We start from the raw sequence: 15,203 nt of genomic DNA, 5'->3' as shown, positions 1-15,203 counted from the left end.
GGACGCCCAGGGGAGGTTCTCATGACCACCGGTTCCGCCCATCCGCTGCGGCGCCGACTGCGAGCGGCCCTCACGGCGGGGAAACCCGCCGTCGGGACCTTCGTCAAGCTGGCGTCGCCCGACGTGGTGGAACTGGCCGCGACGGCCGGGTTCGCGTTCATCGTCGTCGACCTCGAACACTCCACCCTCAGCGAGCGGAACGCCGTCGACCTGGTGCGCCACGCGGACGCGTGCGGGCTGGCGGCCCTGGTCCGGGTGCCCGAGGTGGACGCCGCCGCCGTCAACCGGCTCCTGGAGGCCGGGGCGGCCGGGATCCAGTTGTCCATGCTCACCCGCGTCACCCAGGCGCAGGCACTCGTGGCGGCCACTCGGTTCGCTCCGGCCGGCCGCCGCTCCGTGAGCCTTGCCAACCGGGCCGCCCGGTTCGGCGCGGCCCCGCTGGGCGGGTTTCTCCGCGCCGAGCAGGACGACCCGCCGGTGCTCGTGGGCCAGATCGAGACCGCGCGGACCGACCCCCTGCCGGAGCTGGTCGCCGCTCTCGACGTGTGTTTCGTCGGCAGCACCGACCTCGCGGTCGACCTGGGTCTGCCGACGGACCCGGCGGTGCTGCGCGCCGCGGTGAACCGGGTGAACGACGCCGCCCGTTCCGCGGGGGTGGCGTTCGGAGGCTGGGCGCCGACCCGGGCCGCCGCGGCGGACCTGGGCCTCGATGACGCCGGCTACCTCGTGGTCGGTTCGGACCTGCAGATGCTGGCGGCCGGCCTACGGGCGACCGCAGGAGAGGAAGCTCGATGAGCACACGCAACACAGCGCTGGTCAACACCGTCGTCAACTGGGACGAGCTGCCGGCGACCCAGGTGCGGCCCGGGGTACGTCGCCGCGTCTACGCGACGGACGAAGTGATGATCTGTCACCACGAGCTGCAGGTCGGTATGGAACTCAACCCGCACCGGCACGAGGACTTCGACCAACTGGTCCATATCGCCGAGGGGCGCGCGAACTACTACGTGGACGGTGTCGCGCACGACATGCGGGCCGGCTCGTTCCTGCTCGTTCCCCGAGGCAGCGAGCACTACGTGGAGCCGACCGAGGCCCCTTGCGTGAACATCGACTTCTTCGTCCCGCCGCGAGCCGACCTGCTGCCCTGAGCGCCGGACGGCCCGCCACGGACCACGGCTGAAGGCCCACCGCGGACCGCGGTGGGCCTTCAGCGTCGTAGGACGGTCAGCCGCTGTCAGGGGTGCCCAGCCGCTGCGACAACGCGCGGGCGGTCTCCAGCAGTGCCTGGGCCATCGGCGACGTGACATCGTCGGGCACGGTCGCCGTGGTGCCGACGATCGCGAGCGTCCCGCTGATCTTGTCCCCCTCGAAGATCGGCGCCGCGACGGTGCGGACTCCGTTGACCGTGGGGGAGTTGACCGACAACCCGTGCTGCCGGATGGCCTCCAGCTCCTCGGTGAGTTCGGCCGAGTTGCGGACGGAACGCGGCAGGGTCGGCACCTGCTCCGGGGGCAGCAGCGCGAGGAAGACGCGCCCCTGTGCCGAGGACGTGAGGTTCAGGCGCGAACCGACCCGGACACTGATGCGCACCATGTGGTCGGTGTTGTCCACCGAGCGCACCACGGTCGCCGACTCGCCGTCCCAGACCGACAGTACGATCGTCTCGTCGATACGCCGGACCAGATCCTTCATGTACGGCTCGGCGGCGGCCACGATCGGCAGTCCGGCCCGCGCCGCCGAGGCGAGCGTGAGCACCTGGGGACCGAGGGAGTACAGCGAGGTGCGCTCGTCGTACCGGAGTAGATTCGCCGCCCGCAGCGCCTTGGTGTAGCGGTGCGCGGTCGCCTTGCTCGCCCCGAGACGCGCGGTGATCTCGTTGAGGCTCATGTGCGGCTTGCCGACCGTGAACGATCCGAGGATCAGGGCCGCACGCTGCACCGTCTGGATCGTCGGGGCGGTCCTGTCCGGGCCGTCCTGTTTGCCGGTGCCGCCCTGCGCCTTTGTGGGCATGAACGTATCGCTCCCAATCGCACTTGGCTTGCCATAAGACACTAAATGAAACGCCGTATTGAATAGAGTAGTCGTAAGGGGGAGTCTAACGGCGCGGGCGGGGGCGCGAGAGCCCCTGCGCCGCGGCGTGCCCGGGCGGTTGTCCGGTGTGCGGACTCACGCGTCGGAGGAGTGCCCGGGCGTGATCGAACGGGCCGGGTCCAGCAGGGCGGCGACATGGTTGACGGCGAGAGCCGCCTCGCCGAAACCGATCGAGATGAGGGTGACCTTGCCGTCGTGGTCGGCGATGTCACCGGCCGCGTACACCCGCTCCCGGCTCGATCGCATCGTGCGGTCGACGAGGATGCGCCGACGGCGCAGTTCCAGTCCCCACCGCTCGATCGGGCCGAGGTCGGCGATGAAGCCGAGCGCGGCCACCACGGTCTGGGCGGGCAGAGTGATCCGGTCGCCGTCCGAGGTGGCGACCACGACCTCCGACACCGCACCGTCGCCGTGGATCTTCTCGACCTCGTAGGGAGTGAGGACCCGCACCGAGGAGGCGTGAACCTGCTCGACAGTACGTTCATGGGCCCGGAACCGGGCACGCCGGTGCACCAGTGTCACCGACGAGGCGATGGGTTCCAGGGACAGCGCCCAGTCGAGGGCGGAGTCACCACCGCCGACCACCACGACGTCCTGTCCCCCGAGTTCGTCCAGACGCGGTACGAAGTACCGCAGCCCCCGGTCCAGGTACTCGGAGCCCACCGGGAGTTCGCGGGGGATGAAGTTGCCGATGCCGCCGCACACGAGCACCGCACCCGCGGTGATCCGCGTACCGGTGTCGGTGACGGCGACGATGCCCTCGGCGGTGTCGTCCAGCTCGGTGACCCCGTGTCCGAGCAGATAGGTGGGGTTCCACCGGTCGGCCTGTTCGGCCAGCCGGTCCACCAGCTCCTGGCCGCGGACGGCGGGGAAGCCGGCCACGTCGTAGATGAGCTTCTCCGGATAGAGCGCGGCGATCTGTCCACCCACCTCGGGCAGCGCGTCGGCGACCGCCACGCTCATGCCGCGGAAGCCGGCGTAGTACGCGCCGTACAGCCCGGTCGGACCGGCGCCCACGATGAGCAGGTCGACGGACACCTCGGCGGCGGTGTCCGTGGCCGCGTGGCCGCTCACGCCACCACCTCGGGGTGGTCGTGGCCGACGCGGCCTGTTCTGCGGGCTCCGCCGGGGGAGCCGAGGGGTGGGGTGCCGAGGGTGAAGAACTCGGCGTTGACCTGCTCGAAGTGCTTGTTGTGCGCGGGCAGGTCTTCGTGGTGGTAGATGGAGATCTGCGGGCAGACGGGTTCGCAGCGCCCGCACTCGACGCATTCGTCGGGCTGGATGTAGAGCATCCGGTCGCCCTCGTAGATGCAGTCTGCCGGGCACTCTTCCATGCAGGACTTGTCCATGACGTCGACGCAGGCGTCGGTGATGACGTACGGCACGCGCTTGTCGCCCTTCACACGATCGTGCAGAATGCGAGACGGTGTATCTCAATGCGAAATTGGATGATGGCGGCGTCAGGTCGGGGTGTCAACCGTGTGACGGATGCTTGACACCGTCGAGCTCACCGGGGGAGGCTAATGCGACATACGAGACGGCGTCTCACGGAATGCCGCTCGGGTCGGGACTTGTGAGAGGCAAACTCCCCATGGGAAGCAATCCCCGGACCGCACCAGCAACGATGATCGTCGAAGACTGGGACCAGCTCACCTTCCGGGTCAACCGCGAGGCGTACCGGAGCCCGGAACTGTTCGCCAGGGAACGCGGCTGGGTGTGGATGCACACCTGGCTCTACCTCGGGCACGAGACCGAGATACCCAACCCCAACGACTTCAAGGTCCGCACTCTGGGCGGTCGACCGCTGATCTTCTGCCGGGACACCGCCGGCGAGGTGCACGCGTTCCTCAACTCCTGCCCGCATCGCGGCACCGTGCTGTGCCGCGAGAACGAGGGCTCGACCAAGCTCTTCCAGTGCTTCTACCACGCCTGGACGTTCCGCAACAACGGTGAGGTCGCCGCCATCCCGGACGCCGGCGCGTACGAGTCGAGCGACGAGTTCCGGGCCTCCATGGGACTGCGCGGCGTGCCGCGCCTGGAGATCCACGAGGGGTTCGTCTTCGTCTCCTTCGACCCCGACGTCCCGCCGCTGCTCGAACACCTCGGCGACGCCGCCGACTACCTGACGATGATCGAGCAGCAGCACGTCGGCGGCATGACCACACTCCCCGGCACGCAGCTCTACAGCGTGCGCGGCAACTGGAAGCTCGCCGTCGAGAACGCGATGGACGGGTACCACTTCGCACCGACCCACAACACGTTCGTGGGCTACCTGCGGGAGAGCGGTTACGCCGTCACCGACGACAACCAGTACGCGTACAACCTCGGCAACGGCCACGGTCTGCTGGTCCTGACCGGGCACGGCGGGCGGATCAGCATGATCTGGGAACCGCGCTTCGGCGAGGCCGAACGGGTCCGCACCGACGCCCACCGGGCCGAGATGACCCAGCGGCTGGGGGAGAAGCGGGCGCACCACGTGGCCGACGAGAGCCACATCCTGTTCGTGTTCCCGAACCTGCTGCTGTTCGACATCGAGGGCCTGTCGATCCGCCAACTGGAGCCGGTGGCCCCCGACCAGACCGATGTGCGCGCCTGGCAACTGGTCCCTCGCGCCGAGGACCCGGAGACGCGCGCCCTGCGCATGAAGACGGTCGTCAGCTTCGTCGGCCCGGGCGGCCTCGCCACACCGGACGACATCGAGGCGTACGAGGCGGTTCAGCGCGGCATCCAGGCCACGGCGGGCACCGGGATCCCCGAGCTGGACTTCAGTGACATGTCGCGTGGCATGGCCGACGAGGCCAAGGGAGCGCAGGGCCGGTCGGTCGACGAGGGCGCGATGCGCGGCTTCTGGCGGCACTGGATCGACGCCATAGGTCTCGACGACGGCATCGAGATCCACGGCGAGCGTCCGGCTTCCTTCCTGGTGGGGAGGGACGTGCGATGACGACGATCGGCAACCGCAGCTCCGTGTGGTGTGCGGGACGCACCGTCAACCGGCAGGACGTGGAGGACTTCCTCTACACCGAGGCCGACATCCTCGACCGCTGGGACTACGACGGCTGGCTCGCCCTCTTCGAGCCCGGCGCCCGCTTCGAGATCCCGACCACCGACTACCGGCCCGGCTGGTCGCCGCACGAGAGCGGATCGTTCGTCGACGACGACTGGGACCTGCTCCGCGCCCGGGTCAAGCGCCTGAAGTCCCGCAAGGCGCATGCCGAGAACCCGCACTCACGCACCCACCGGCTGGTGTCCAACGTGCGGCTCTCCGAGGACACCGAGGACTCCTTCAAGGTGGCCGCCTCCTTCGTGGTGCACCGCGCCCGCGACGGGCACTTCGACGCCTACGTCGGGTGGTACGACCACCTCCTGGTGCCCACCGAGGACGGGCTCCGCTTCCGGTTGCGGCGTTCCGTCCTCGGTCACGAGTCGCTCGCGGCGGGCGCCCGACTCAGCTTCATCCTCTGACCGGCGACGGACGGTGACCCGATGATCAGACACACCTTGTCCTTCCGTTTCGCCGAGGGGACCGACCGGACGACGCGAGAGTCCGTGCTGGGCGAACTGCGCACCTTCCCGGACCGGTACCCCGCCATGCGCGGCTTCGTCCTCGGCGAGAACATCAGCACCCGCGACCAGACCTTCACCCACACCATGGCCGTCGACTTCGACAGCCAGGACGACCTGCTCGCCTATCTCGGCAGCGAGTCGCACGAACACTTCGTGCGCACTCGCTGGCGGCCGGTCATCGCCCAACAGGCCATCACCTCGTTCGAGTTCGCCGAGCGGGCGCCCCTCACGGCAGGAAGGAGACCGTCGGTGAGCACCCGCCCGCACGGCCCGTACGGCATGGAGTACGCCCGGATCGAGGTTCCGGACATGCAGGCCACAATCGACTTCCTCGAATACCACGTCGGTCTGCAACTGGAGCAGCGCACGGACGACCACGCCTACCTGCGCGCCGACATCGAGCACCACGCGATCGAGTTGATCCACGCGCCCGAACGCGCCGACGGATGGACGACCGCCGTCGGCTACAGCGTGGAGAGCGAGGAGGTCCTGGAGCAACTGCACAAGGCCGTTCTCGACGCCGGCCTCGAGGTCCTGGAACTGCAGGAGCGGCAGAAGGTGTTGTGCGACAACGGCTTCGCGGTGAAGGACCCCAACGGCCTGACCGTCGAGCTGTTCACCGAGTTCCAGGAGTACGCCGAGCCGCCCCACATCGAGATCCGGCCGCTCGACCTGGTGCACCCCTTCATCGCCACCCCGAAGTTCGAGGAGACGCTGGACTTCTACCAGAACGTCCTGAAGTTCCTGCCCTCGGACCATGTCGTCGGCTCGACCACGTTCTACCGCTGCGAGGACCGCTACCACCACAGCCTCGCGGTGCAGAAGAACACGGAGCACTACGTCGCGCACCTGTGCTTCGCGATGAAGAGCCTCGACCATGTCATGCGGATGCGTGCCCGCGCGCTGTACAAGGGTGCCCCGATCGCCTCCGACATCGTCAACCACTCGGCATCGACGTCGATCGCGTTCTACATGCACGACACCCGCTTCGGCCCGCGATACGAGCTGTGCGACCGGCACCGGGTGTTCACACCGGAGGAGCACGAGACTCACCGGCCCCGCAGAATGCCGGCCGACCCGCGCAACATCGACGTGTGGCGTCCGGCCTCCGACGACTGGGGACGCTTTTGAGACAGCAGTTGCTGGACGTCCTGCAGCTGCTCGACACGACCCCCGCGCCACGAGGTCAGGAACGGACGGCGGCCCATCGGCTGCGCAGTTGCTGCGCGGCCCGGTGGCCGCACATCGAGTGGCAGGTGCAGGAGTACGGTCGCGAGGGCGGCAGTCTGGTCGCCACACAGGGGGCCGGCCCACTGCTGTACTCCCACCTCGACACGTCGCTGAACCACGACGGCGCGGGCATCCGGCTCATCACCGGCGACGCCACGCCGGTCGGTCCGCTCGGCGTGGCCGACGACGTGGTGACCGGCTTCGGGCTCGGGGTCGCCCGCGGGCCGGTGGCCGCCGCGCTGGTCGCCTTCGCCGAAGCGGGTGCCGGACGGCTGCTGCTCGCCGGCTCCGGGACACACCGCCGCGCCGGCGGGATCACCGGCCTGGAGGCATATGTCGACGCGTACCCGCTGCCGCGGTCCGCGATCGTGGCCAAGTGCGGCCCTCCCACGCTGTTGTGGCACGAGCCCGGGGCGCTCTACCTGACCGTCCGGGTCACCGGCCGCTCCGGGGCCGCGATGGCGGCGGAGTCGGCCACGCCGCCCGGGGGAATTGTCGCCTCGGCCGGCGTCATCCTGGACGAGCTGGCCCGCTGGCGCACGGCGTACCTGGCCGCCGACCCGCGGCTCGGGCAGACCGGCCGGGCCTGTGGCATCGGTGCGATCGACAGCGGCTGGCCGGACAAGCCGGACCTCCTGCCGGCCCAGATGCGGATCGGTCTGTACGTCGTAGCCGGTGACCAGGTGGAGCCGAAGGCACTGGCGGCCGAGCTGGCCGACCGGTTGCGGATGCGGTGCGCGGGATCGGTGCTGCGGAACTGCGCGGTCGATGTGGAGGCCGAGCCGGTGGCGTCGGCTGCGGCCACGCCGACCGACGCCCCGGTGGTGACGGCAGCCTGGGCCGCCTGGCTCGACGAGTTCGGCTCGCCGCCGCCGACCGTCACCGGCTGGACGGGATCGACCGACGGCGTCGTGCTGCGCGCCTGCGGCGTCGAGACCGTGCGCCTCGGCCCGCAGGCGAAGCCGGCCGCCGATGATCCGCGTTGCGATGAACTGTCGCTGGAGCAGCTGACTGCCTATGCGCGCATCTATCGACGGCTGTTGACAGAACTGCCGGCGTAGCCCGGAGATTCTGGCGCGGGCGGCGCTTGCCGACGAACCGTGCGGGCAGCTCGTCGACAGCGCGGGCCACCCGCCACACCGGGAAGTCGACGGGACCCGGCGCACGGAGACGACGGGCACGCCGGGAGGGTCCCGCGGGAACGGCGCCGGCCACTGACGCCCAGGGAGGTGTGGGCCTGTCCGAAGGGGAAGACCCGCCAACCGGGCGATCTCTCCGCTGCCCGGCGGCACCTCGTTCCCACCCTCGGCACTCGTCGCGGAGAGAGTGCCCGAAGGGCGCCGGAGCCGGCTCCGGCGCGTGGGTGTCACGGCCGAGTTCATGCTGTTCGAGGACTTTGCCTCAGTGCCCGACCGACCGGCAGTCCGTCCTGCCGACGACGAGGATGACCGACCGTCACCGAGAGGGCACGACGTCACACTCCCCAGTCGTCGTTCACGGTGACGGCGTCGGCGATGCGGAATCGGCCACCGGCCAGCGGTGGTCCGGTGGGCTCACCCATTTCCACGACGTGCTTGCCGAACCTGGGCGTCAGCGGGCGGCCGACATCACGCTTGAGCCACAGACGCAGCAGGTGCCGGCGGCGTTCCGGCTGCGGGTGGTCGACGTAGCCGGTACGCGAGTGCAGTGCGGCGTAGTTGAGCAGCCACTGCACATCCCCGGGCTGGAAGTCCATGTCGATCGGCAGGCCGTGGTGCTGGGAGATCTCGTCGAAGAGGTTGATGGCCTCGACCTGGTCGGGCGTCAGCTTCGGCACGTCTGGGTACTGCTGGGCGCTGAAGACCATCGAGCTGCCCGCGTAGGTGCTGAAGACGCCGTCGACGTAGCTGATGATCGGCGAGGTGTATGTCAACTCCGGGGAGTCGGGGTCCTGGCGCCGCCAATCCCAGTGATAGGAGTCGAAGAGCCGCGGGGCGAGGTCCGGTCGGCGGAGCAGCAACTCGTTGTAGACCGTGGTGCCGCTGACCAGGCTGGAGGCTCCGCCCTCCTTGGCACCTCGCAGACACATGAGGGCGACGACGTCGGAGCTGTCCGAGTGGAACGGCAGTCGGTCCCGCACACGGGAGGGCAGGGCGCCCTCGTCGGACAACGTCTTGTCCGACGTGGCGATCACGTGGTCGAGCAGGTCGCCGCGCTGGTTCTGCCCGATCGGCCGACCGAGGTGCAGGCCCATGACGAAGAAGATGGCGGCGGCCATGACGTCGCCGTATTCCTTGGTGCGCAGGCCACGCACCAGGACGAAGCCCCGGCCGGTGTCCATCTGGCGGGCGCACTCGTCGTTCAGGGCACGACAGGCGTCGAACGGGTAATCGGTGGCGGTGACGGTGCGCAGGTCCGGGTCGTCGGCGACGAAGCGCCGGCCCAGGTCTTCCAGCTCGGCGCGCTCGGCGTCGCTGAGGACGTAGATCCACTCCGTGGACTTGGACAGCTCGTCGCCGCGCCAGGCGGACGGCCCGGAGATCGGCTCACGGCCGACAATGGAGGTCACGCTGATGCACTCCTCGAAGATGTGATGACAGGCCCGTCGGAGAAGACACGACGGACGACATTCCGGTGTGCGGTGGCTGCTCATCGCGCGGCGACGAACGGCACTCAGGAAACTCGGAAGACTCAGAACGGAGTCTGTGGCTCGCCGGCAGCCGTTCCGGGGCGCAGCCCCTCCCGGGGCGGGGAGTAGCTGAGCTGTCGGTCGAAGGTCCGGCGGCCGGCGCACGACACGAGCAAGGCGCCCATGAGAGCAACTGGCCTCATGCTGGTCCCGTCCTTTCGAGAAGTGTCCTCACGGTAGGGGAGACCCGAGTGCTCGTCAATATACGAGACGCCATCTTGCGAGGCGGCATGTTGAGTGAACGGTGGCATCCTCGCCGTACGCGGCTCGGCGGCCGGGCGCTGCGGCAGAACGGCGGCGCGCACATGGGGCCGGGCCGACCGCAGATGCCCGCGCGGCAGGTGGCCGAGTGCGACGAGACGGCCGTGGCCGGGTGGAGGGGGCGATCCGGCCGGGGCGAAAGAGCCCGGGCGGCGTCGAGGACGCCGAGCAGTCGCCATTCCAAGTGAACGGACCACCGGTCACGGACATATGTGACGACACATCAGCTTGCAACCCTCAGAAAAAGACGGGCTTCTGGCCAGTGGGGTGAGCGAACCGCAAGGCGAGCGCCGGCCCGCAGTCGGGTCAACCAACTGCCGGTAGCCGCCGAGTGACCAACTCGCTTCGCCCACCGGCGATATGTCGGCCCATCAGGCCTCTTCGGTCGAGGCGCGGACGATGAGCTCAGGAGGAAACCGCTCGACCCGCTCGGTCCGCTCCCGGCTGGGCGCCTGAAGGAGCGTCAGTGCGCGCTGCGCCATGGCTGACAGCGGGTGGCGGATGGACGTGATGGGCGGGTCGAGGAGCTTGATCATCTCGGTGTCATCGAACCCGGTGACGGCAATCTGCCGGGGTACGGCGACCGACGAGCGGTGCAGCGTGCTCACGAGCCCCACGGCAAGGACGTCCGCTCCGCAGACGACCGCGTCGACCCGGTCGCGCTGCTCGATGATGCGACGCCCCGCCGTCCGTCCGGCGTCCGTGGTGAAACTGGGCAGGAGGATGGTGGTGGCTTCAGGCCCTTGAGCCTCGACGAAGGCCGCCAGCCGTTCGGCGCCCGAGGAGGACGCCTGATCGGCGACGAGCGCGATCCGTCGCCTCCCCATGCCCTCCAGATGATCGAGGAGGAGCCGCACCGCGGACGCGTTGTCGAGCGTGACGGCGACTGTGCCGGATCCCTTGGCCCACCGGTCGAAGAGGACCACCGGACCTCGTCTGGAGGCATCGCGGACAGCGGGTCCGGACTCGTTGACGGACACCGGGATGACGAGCAGACCGTCCACCCGGCCGGCGAGCAGGGTGTCGATCTGCTCGGCCTCGACCGCGGTGTCGTTCGCCGCGTCGGAGATTACGAGCGTTCCACCGGCGGCACGCACCTGTTGCGCGATGGCATCGGCGAGTTGGACGAAGTAGGGGTTGGCGAGCGTGGGGACCACCACGCCGATGGTCCCCGTGGCGCCGGTCCGCAGCGCCCGGGCGGAGTGGTTGGGCTGGTAGCCGAGCCGGTGCGCGGCCTCTTCGACGCGGCGCGCGAGCTCGGGATCGACGTTGCGCGGCGTGCCGGCGAGGACCCGTGATGCCGTCGCGCGGGAGACCCCGGCGGCCTCGGCCACGTCGATGAGTCGGGGCGCTGTCACGTGGGTGTCCCTCTCGGTCGGGGCGAGCGGCTGCGCCGGAGCAGCGGGAAAAATCCGGCAGCACGAGGCTACTTGACGGCGCGGGTGAGCTGGTCCAGCATATCGGAAATCGATCTCCCAAGGAGTCCGCATGTCGCTCATCACCGTTGTTGGTTCGGTGAATCGCGACGTCGTCCTGACCGTCAAGAACCTGCCGCACCCCGGCGAGACCGTGCTCGCGCGGCACTTCGTGGAGGGGGCGGTGGCAAGGGCGCGAACCAGGCCGTCGCCGCCGCCCGCCTCGGATCACGGGTGCGTCTCGTCGCCCGGGTCGGCGCGGACGCGTCCGCCGTCCTCGACGCGCTCGCGTCCGAAGGCGTCGACGTCGGTGCCGTGCGGTCAAACGGGCTGGCCGCGACCGGAATCGCCACGGTGGTCGTCGACGACGCCGGCGAGAACACCATCGTCGTCGACCCCGGCGCCGGCGCCGACCTCAGCGTCCAGGGACGAGGCACCGCCCTCCCTGCCGCGGTCGAACGCGCCGTGCTCGCGGCCTCGCACGATGCCACCGGCGTCGGTGCCCAGACCGCCATGCCGTACGCGGCCCAGCTCGACCCACCCGCGGTCATTTCCGCTTTCCTGAATCCCTGAGGGTCACCCACCAGCACTACGGAGAACCACCCATGAGGAACCTCAAGATCGGCGTGTTCGAGAACGCGCAGACCAATGCGAGCGGTACGGCCACCTGGCGTCACCCCGACAGCCGGCGGCACCTTTTCGACACCCTGGAGTACTGGCGCGAACTTGCCGCGATCTGCGAGGACGCCAAGCTGGACTTCCTGTTCCTCGCAGACGCCTGGGGCTGGTCCGAGATCAACGGCACGCGCCCGCCCATCGCCACGGAGGAGACCCTCGACCTCCCGAGGCTCGACCCGATGGTCGTGGCGTCCGCGCTGCTGTCCACCACCACCGACCTGGGCCTCGTCATGACGGGCTCCGTCCTCGTGGAGCCCCCGTACGCTTTCGCGCGCCGCATCGCCACCCTCGACCAGCTCTCCGGCGGCCGGATCGGCTGGAACATCGTGACGACCGGCACGGCCGACACCGCGGTCAAGGCGTTCGGCATGGAGATGGTGGCCCACGACGACCGCTACCGGATGGCCGAGGACTTCCTCGAACTCGTCTACAAGTACTGGGAGGGGGCCTGGGAGCCGGACGCGCTGGAGAAGGACAAGGACGGGAGGTTCGCCGACCCCGCCAAGGTGCACCTCGTCACCCACAAGGGCCCGTTCTTCCGCTCGGAGGGGTATGGCAACACCGCGCGTTCCCCGCAGGGCACGCCCGTTCTGTTCCAGGCGGGGGCGTCGCCCGCCGGCCGCCGGGTCGGGGGCCGGCACGGCGAGTGCATGTTCGTGGGCAGCGGCTCGGTCGAGCAACTTGCCGGGCACACCGCCTCCATCCGCGAGGAGGCGGTCAAGGCGGGCCGTCGAGCCGACGAGGTGAAGGTCATGTCGGCGTTCTCCTGTGTCGTCGGTGCCACGACGTCCGATGCGGAGCGGCGCTACCAGCGGATCCTCGACGCCCAGCGGCCCGAGGCGTCCGTCGCCAGCTACGCCATGTTCACCGGGCTCGATCTCTCGTCCTACGCGCCCGACACGCCCATGACGGATCTGTCCACCGAGCTGTCCCAGACCCAGGTGGCCCGCTTCGCCGGCAAGACGGTCGGCGACGTCCTCACCGACTGGCACAAGCACGGCGTCGGAGCGCGGCCGGTCGTCGGCACGGCCGAGGAGATCGCCGACGAAATCTGCGCCCTCGCGGAAGGCGCCGACCTCGACGGTTTCTTGCTGTCCCCCATGATCCAGCCGAGCTCGACGACGGACTTCATCGAGTCGGTCCTGCCGATCCTGCGGGCGCGTGGGGTCTTCCGCGGAGAGTACGCGCAGGGCGAGAGCCTGCGCGAACGACTCACCGGAGCGTCCGACCGCGCGCTGCCGGCCAGCCACCCCGCGGCCCGCCACCGGCACTGAGCACAGAACCCGCGACGAGAGGATGTCGAAGACCATGGCCACGTCTGCCCACAACCCGTCCGGGGCGTCCGCACCGGCGGAGCTGGACGCGGATGCGCTGCGACGCGCCTTCGGGGCCTACCCGACCGGAGTCATCGCGATCGGCGCGCTGCGCGGGAACGAGCCGGTTGGGTTCGCGGCGAGCTCGTTCGTCTCGATCTCGCTCCAACCGCCCATGGCCGCGGTCAGCGTGGCCCGCACCTCGACCACCTGGCCGCGCCTCACGGAGGCACCCGTCCTGGGGCTGAGCGTGCTCAGCCACGGCCAGGGCGCGCTGTGCCGACGTCTGGCCTCCAGGGAGGTCAACCGTTTCGACGGCGTTGCGTGGCAGGCGACGCCTGATGGCGCCGTCATGATCGAGGACGCCGCGCTCTGGCTGACGGCCCGGGTGAGCGCGACCTACGACGGCGGCGATCACGAGATCGTGCTCATGGAGTTGCTGACGGTCGAGCTCTTCACCGGCGTGGAGCCGCTCGTCTTCCACACCAGCCAGTTCCGCGAGCTCATTCCCCATGGGTGACCCCCTGACGGTCTCCGCGCACCTCGCGGGCGTGGTGGTGCACGGTGCCGGTCGGGGCCGCGGGCTCGGGTTCCCCACCGCGAACGTCGCGGCCGACCCGGGCTCGCCGGTGCCGCCACCCGCGATCTACAGCGGCTGGGTGGTACGCCACTCGACCGGCGTCGTCCACCACGGCACGATCAGCATCGGATCGAACCCGACCTTCTGCGACACCACGGATGTGCACGTCGAGGTGTACTGCCATGACACCTCGGACCAGTTCTACGGTGAGCGCGTCGAAGTGTGGTTCGTGGCACGGATCCGAGACACGGTGAAGTTCGCATCCCCCGAGGACTTGGTGCGCGCCGCCCGGCAGGATGTCCTGCGGTCCGAGGAAGTCCTCGCCTCGGACCACGCGCGGCGCGTCCTCGACGATGCGCTCGCCACATACCGAAGGACCGCCTCCTCCTGAGGCACCCCTGCGCACGGACTCGGCGCGCGGCGCCGACCTCCCTGCGTGACCACCCACCGGCCCCGGTTCGGGCCGACAGCCCACTCCCAGCCTTGCTCCGAATGAACAAAGGTGTGAGTAATGAGTGCATTCCAGTGGTTGAACGAGCAGTTCAACTTCTTCGGCTTCCCCGTCTACTGGTCCGACTTCCTCGGCAACCTCCTGGCGCTCGCAACCGTCTGGCTGGCGCTGCGACGGTTCCTGGTTGCCTGGCCGGTGCAGATCCTGGGTTCGATTCTGCTGTTGATCGCGAGCCTGAACGTCGATCTCGGAGGTAACGCCGCTCGACAGGTTGTGATCATAGCGTCGGCATCGTGGGGCTGGGCGACGTGGCGCCGCAGCAAGGAGAAGGAGGGCACGATCAACGTCCGGTGGGCGTCCTGGCGGGAGCGCAGCGTACTGCTCGCCGCCATGGCCGCCGGGACCTTCGCGTTCGGCGCCCTGCTCAAGACGACCGACGCGTCGTTCTACCCCGGCGCTCCCTGGTGGATGGTCCTCGCGGACGCCTGGATCTTCGTCGGCTCGATCCTGGCGATGTACACCCAGGCCCGGCGGTATGTGGAGTTCTGGTTCGTCTGGCTGGCCGTCGACCTCGTCGGGGTGCCCCTCGCCTTCCACTCCGGGCTGTACTTCTCCGGGATCGTCTACGCGATCTTCTTCGTCATGGTCATCATCGGCATCCGCGACTGGGCCTCCCGCAGCAAGGGCCAGGAGATCGCCTCGCCCCTTGAGTCGGCCGTTGTGCTGGAGGGGCGGAACAACTAGCCATCGGCCACGGGGACGTACGCTCCCGGATCGGCCACGGAAGCGGCGAGCGGTTCTGGAGCCGCCGATTGACCGATGGTCACCGTCGTGAGAGCCCAGCCCGGGCACACCTGGGCTGGGCATCGCGCTCCGTGCCGACTCAACAGGCCCCCCGCGTCAGGCGACCGGCCTGCAGGCCACCGGAGAACGGGAATTGACGGCCGGA

Annotated in this window: 16 protein-coding genes; 11 read left to right on the top strand and 5 right to left on the bottom strand. The window is 69.5% G+C overall.

All coding sequences use genetic code 11. The annotated features are described in order from the left end of the window. The first annotated feature begins 21 nt into the window (after positions 1-21). On the top strand, positions 22-795 hold the full coding sequence (locus ACFU8W_RS35815; protein ID WP_384046534.1) for an HpcH/HpaI aldolase/citrate lyase family protein: 774 nt from the start codon (positions 22-24) through the stop codon (positions 793-795). Then, on the top strand, positions 792-1,148 hold the full coding sequence (locus ACFU8W_RS35810) for a cupin domain-containing protein (protein ID WP_384046531.1): 357 nt from the start codon (positions 792-794) through the stop codon (positions 1,146-1,148). Before ACFU8W_RS35815 ends, ACFU8W_RS35810 begins: the two co-directional genes overlap by 4 nt. A 76-nt stretch (positions 1,149-1,224) precedes the next feature. Here the strand turns inward: ACFU8W_RS35810 and ACFU8W_RS35805 are convergent, their stop codons facing one another. From ACFU8W_RS35805 to fdxA, 3 genes are all read right to left on the bottom strand, one after another. Further along, on the bottom strand, positions 1,225-2,010 hold the full coding sequence (locus ACFU8W_RS35805) for an IclR family transcriptional regulator (protein ID WP_384046528.1): 786 nt from the start codon (positions 2,008-2,010) through the stop codon (positions 1,225-1,227). 156 nt (positions 2,011-2,166) lie between these two features. Next, complete coding sequence (locus tag ACFU8W_RS35800) at positions 2,167-3,165, bottom strand: NAD(P)/FAD-dependent oxidoreductase (RefSeq protein ID WP_384046525.1); 999 nt, start codon at positions 3,163-3,165, stop codon at positions 2,167-2,169. Beyond that, on the bottom strand, positions 3,162-3,476 hold the full coding sequence (fdxA, locus tag ACFU8W_RS35795; protein WP_345509729.1) for a ferredoxin: 315 nt from the start codon (positions 3,474-3,476) through the stop codon (positions 3,162-3,164). Before fdxA ends, ACFU8W_RS35800 begins: the two co-directional genes overlap by 4 nt. A 206-nt stretch (positions 3,477-3,682) precedes the next feature. Here fdxA and ACFU8W_RS35790 point away from each other — a divergent pair, with 206 nt between their 5' ends. Genes ACFU8W_RS35790 through ACFU8W_RS35775 form a run of 4 tightly spaced genes read left to right on the top strand, consistent with a single transcriptional unit; the run spans position 3,683 to position 7,949 of the window. Next, positions 3,683-5,035, top strand: a complete 1,353-nt coding sequence (locus ACFU8W_RS35790; protein ID WP_384046522.1) for an SRPBCC family protein — start codon at positions 3,683-3,685, stop codon at positions 5,033-5,035. Continuing rightward, positions 5,032-5,556 carry an aromatic-ring-hydroxylating dioxygenase subunit beta gene (locus tag ACFU8W_RS35785; RefSeq protein WP_345509510.1) on the top strand — a complete coding sequence of 175 codons (525 nt, stop codon included), beginning with the start codon at positions 5,032-5,034 and terminating at the stop codon, positions 5,554-5,556. The genes ACFU8W_RS35790 and ACFU8W_RS35785 overlap by 4 nt, the downstream gene beginning before the upstream one ends. Before the next feature lie 21 nt (positions 5,557-5,577). Continuing rightward, the gene (locus tag ACFU8W_RS35780; RefSeq protein ID WP_384046518.1) at positions 5,578-6,789 is read left to right on the top strand and encodes a Dabb family protein; all 1,212 of its coding nucleotides are present in this window, start codon (positions 5,578-5,580) and stop codon (positions 6,787-6,789) included. Continuing rightward, a complete protein-coding gene (locus ACFU8W_RS35775) occupies positions 6,786-7,949 on the top strand; it encodes a hypothetical protein (RefSeq protein ID WP_384046515.1) in 1,164 nt (387 codons plus the stop codon). Before ACFU8W_RS35780 ends, ACFU8W_RS35775 begins: the two co-directional genes overlap by 4 nt. A gap of 413 nt (positions 7,950-8,362) precedes the next feature. Here ACFU8W_RS35775 and ACFU8W_RS35770 read toward each other — a convergent pair whose 3' ends face one another. Continuing rightward, positions 8,363-9,436 (bottom strand): TauD/TfdA family dioxygenase, encoded by a 1,074-nt coding sequence (locus ACFU8W_RS35770; protein WP_384046512.1) that lies wholly within the window; start codon positions 9,434-9,436, stop codon positions 8,363-8,365. A 752-nt stretch (positions 9,437-10,188) separates the two neighbouring features. Further along, on the bottom strand, positions 10,189-11,175 hold the full coding sequence (locus ACFU8W_RS35765; protein WP_384046509.1) for a LacI family DNA-binding transcriptional regulator: 987 nt from the start codon (positions 11,173-11,175) through the stop codon (positions 10,189-10,191). 291 nt (positions 11,176-11,466) lie between these two features. On the opposite strand from ACFU8W_RS35765, the gene ACFU8W_RS35760 reads away from it, so the two are divergent. The 5 genes from ACFU8W_RS35760 (at position 11,467) to ACFU8W_RS35740 (ending at position 14,998) form a co-directional block, all read left to right on the top strand. Continuing rightward, positions 11,467-11,805, top strand: coding sequence for a PfkB family carbohydrate kinase (locus ACFU8W_RS35760; RefSeq protein WP_384046506.1), 339 nt, complete (start codon positions 11,467-11,469; stop codon positions 11,803-11,805). A 32-nt stretch (positions 11,806-11,837) separates the two neighbouring features. Further along, positions 11,838-13,184 (top strand): NtaA/DmoA family FMN-dependent monooxygenase, encoded by a 1,347-nt coding sequence (locus tag ACFU8W_RS35755; RefSeq protein WP_384046503.1) that lies wholly within the window; start codon positions 11,838-11,840, stop codon positions 13,182-13,184. Positions 13,185-13,218: 34 nt separating this feature from the next. After that, complete coding sequence (locus ACFU8W_RS35750; RefSeq protein ID WP_384046500.1) at positions 13,219-13,743, top strand: flavin reductase family protein; 525 nt, start codon at positions 13,219-13,221, stop codon at positions 13,741-13,743. Further along, positions 13,736-14,194, top strand: coding sequence for a riboflavin kinase (locus ACFU8W_RS35745; RefSeq protein ID WP_384046498.1), 459 nt, complete (start codon positions 13,736-13,738; stop codon positions 14,192-14,194). Before ACFU8W_RS35750 ends, ACFU8W_RS35745 begins: the two co-directional genes overlap by 8 nt. A gap of 120 nt (positions 14,195-14,314) precedes the next feature. After that, the gene (locus ACFU8W_RS35740) at positions 14,315-14,998 is read left to right on the top strand and encodes a nicotinamide riboside transporter PnuC (RefSeq protein ID WP_384046495.1); all 684 of its coding nucleotides are present in this window, start codon (positions 14,315-14,317) and stop codon (positions 14,996-14,998) included. The last annotated feature ends 205 nt before the right edge of the window (positions 14,999-15,203 follow it).

It is taken from the genome of Streptomyces sp. NPDC057565 (assembly GCF_042801455.1).
Taxonomy (GTDB): Bacteria; Actinomycetota; Actinomycetes; order Streptomycetales; family Streptomycetaceae; genus Streptomyces; species Streptomyces yanii.
This window is presented reverse-complemented; position numbering and strand designations above follow the sequence as displayed.

Excerpts from the sequence above, each read along its gene's own strand:
- ACFU8W_RS35815 (WP_384046534.1), top strand. The coding sequence starts at position 22 with ATGACCACCGGTTCCGCCCATCCGCTGCGGCGCCGACTGCGAGCGGCC.
- ACFU8W_RS35810 (WP_384046531.1), top strand. The coding sequence starts at position 792 with ATGAGCACACGCAACACAGCGCTGGTCAACACCGTCGTCAACTGGGAC.
- ACFU8W_RS35805 (WP_384046528.1), bottom strand. The coding sequence starts at position 2,010 with ATGCCCACAAAGGCGCAGGGCGGCACCGGCAAACAGGACGGCCCGGAC.
- ACFU8W_RS35790 (WP_384046522.1), top strand. The coding sequence starts at position 3,683 with ATGGGAAGCAATCCCCGGACCGCACCAGCAACGATGATCGTCGAAGAC.
- ACFU8W_RS35785 (WP_345509510.1), top strand. The coding sequence starts at position 5,032 with ATGACGACGATCGGCAACCGCAGCTCCGTGTGGTGTGCGGGACGCACC.
- ACFU8W_RS35780 (WP_384046518.1), top strand. The coding sequence starts at position 5,578 with ATGATCAGACACACCTTGTCCTTCCGTTTCGCCGAGGGGACCGACCGG.
- ACFU8W_RS35755 (WP_384046503.1), top strand. The coding sequence starts at position 11,838 with ATGAGGAACCTCAAGATCGGCGTGTTCGAGAACGCGCAGACCAATGCG.
- ACFU8W_RS35750 (WP_384046500.1), top strand. The coding sequence starts at position 13,219 with ATGGCCACGTCTGCCCACAACCCGTCCGGGGCGTCCGCACCGGCGGAG.
- ACFU8W_RS35745 (WP_384046498.1), top strand. The coding sequence starts at position 13,736 with ATGGGTGACCCCCTGACGGTCTCCGCGCACCTCGCGGGCGTGGTGGTG.
- ACFU8W_RS35740 (WP_384046495.1), top strand. The coding sequence starts at position 14,315 with ATGAGTGCATTCCAGTGGTTGAACGAGCAGTTCAACTTCTTCGGCTTC.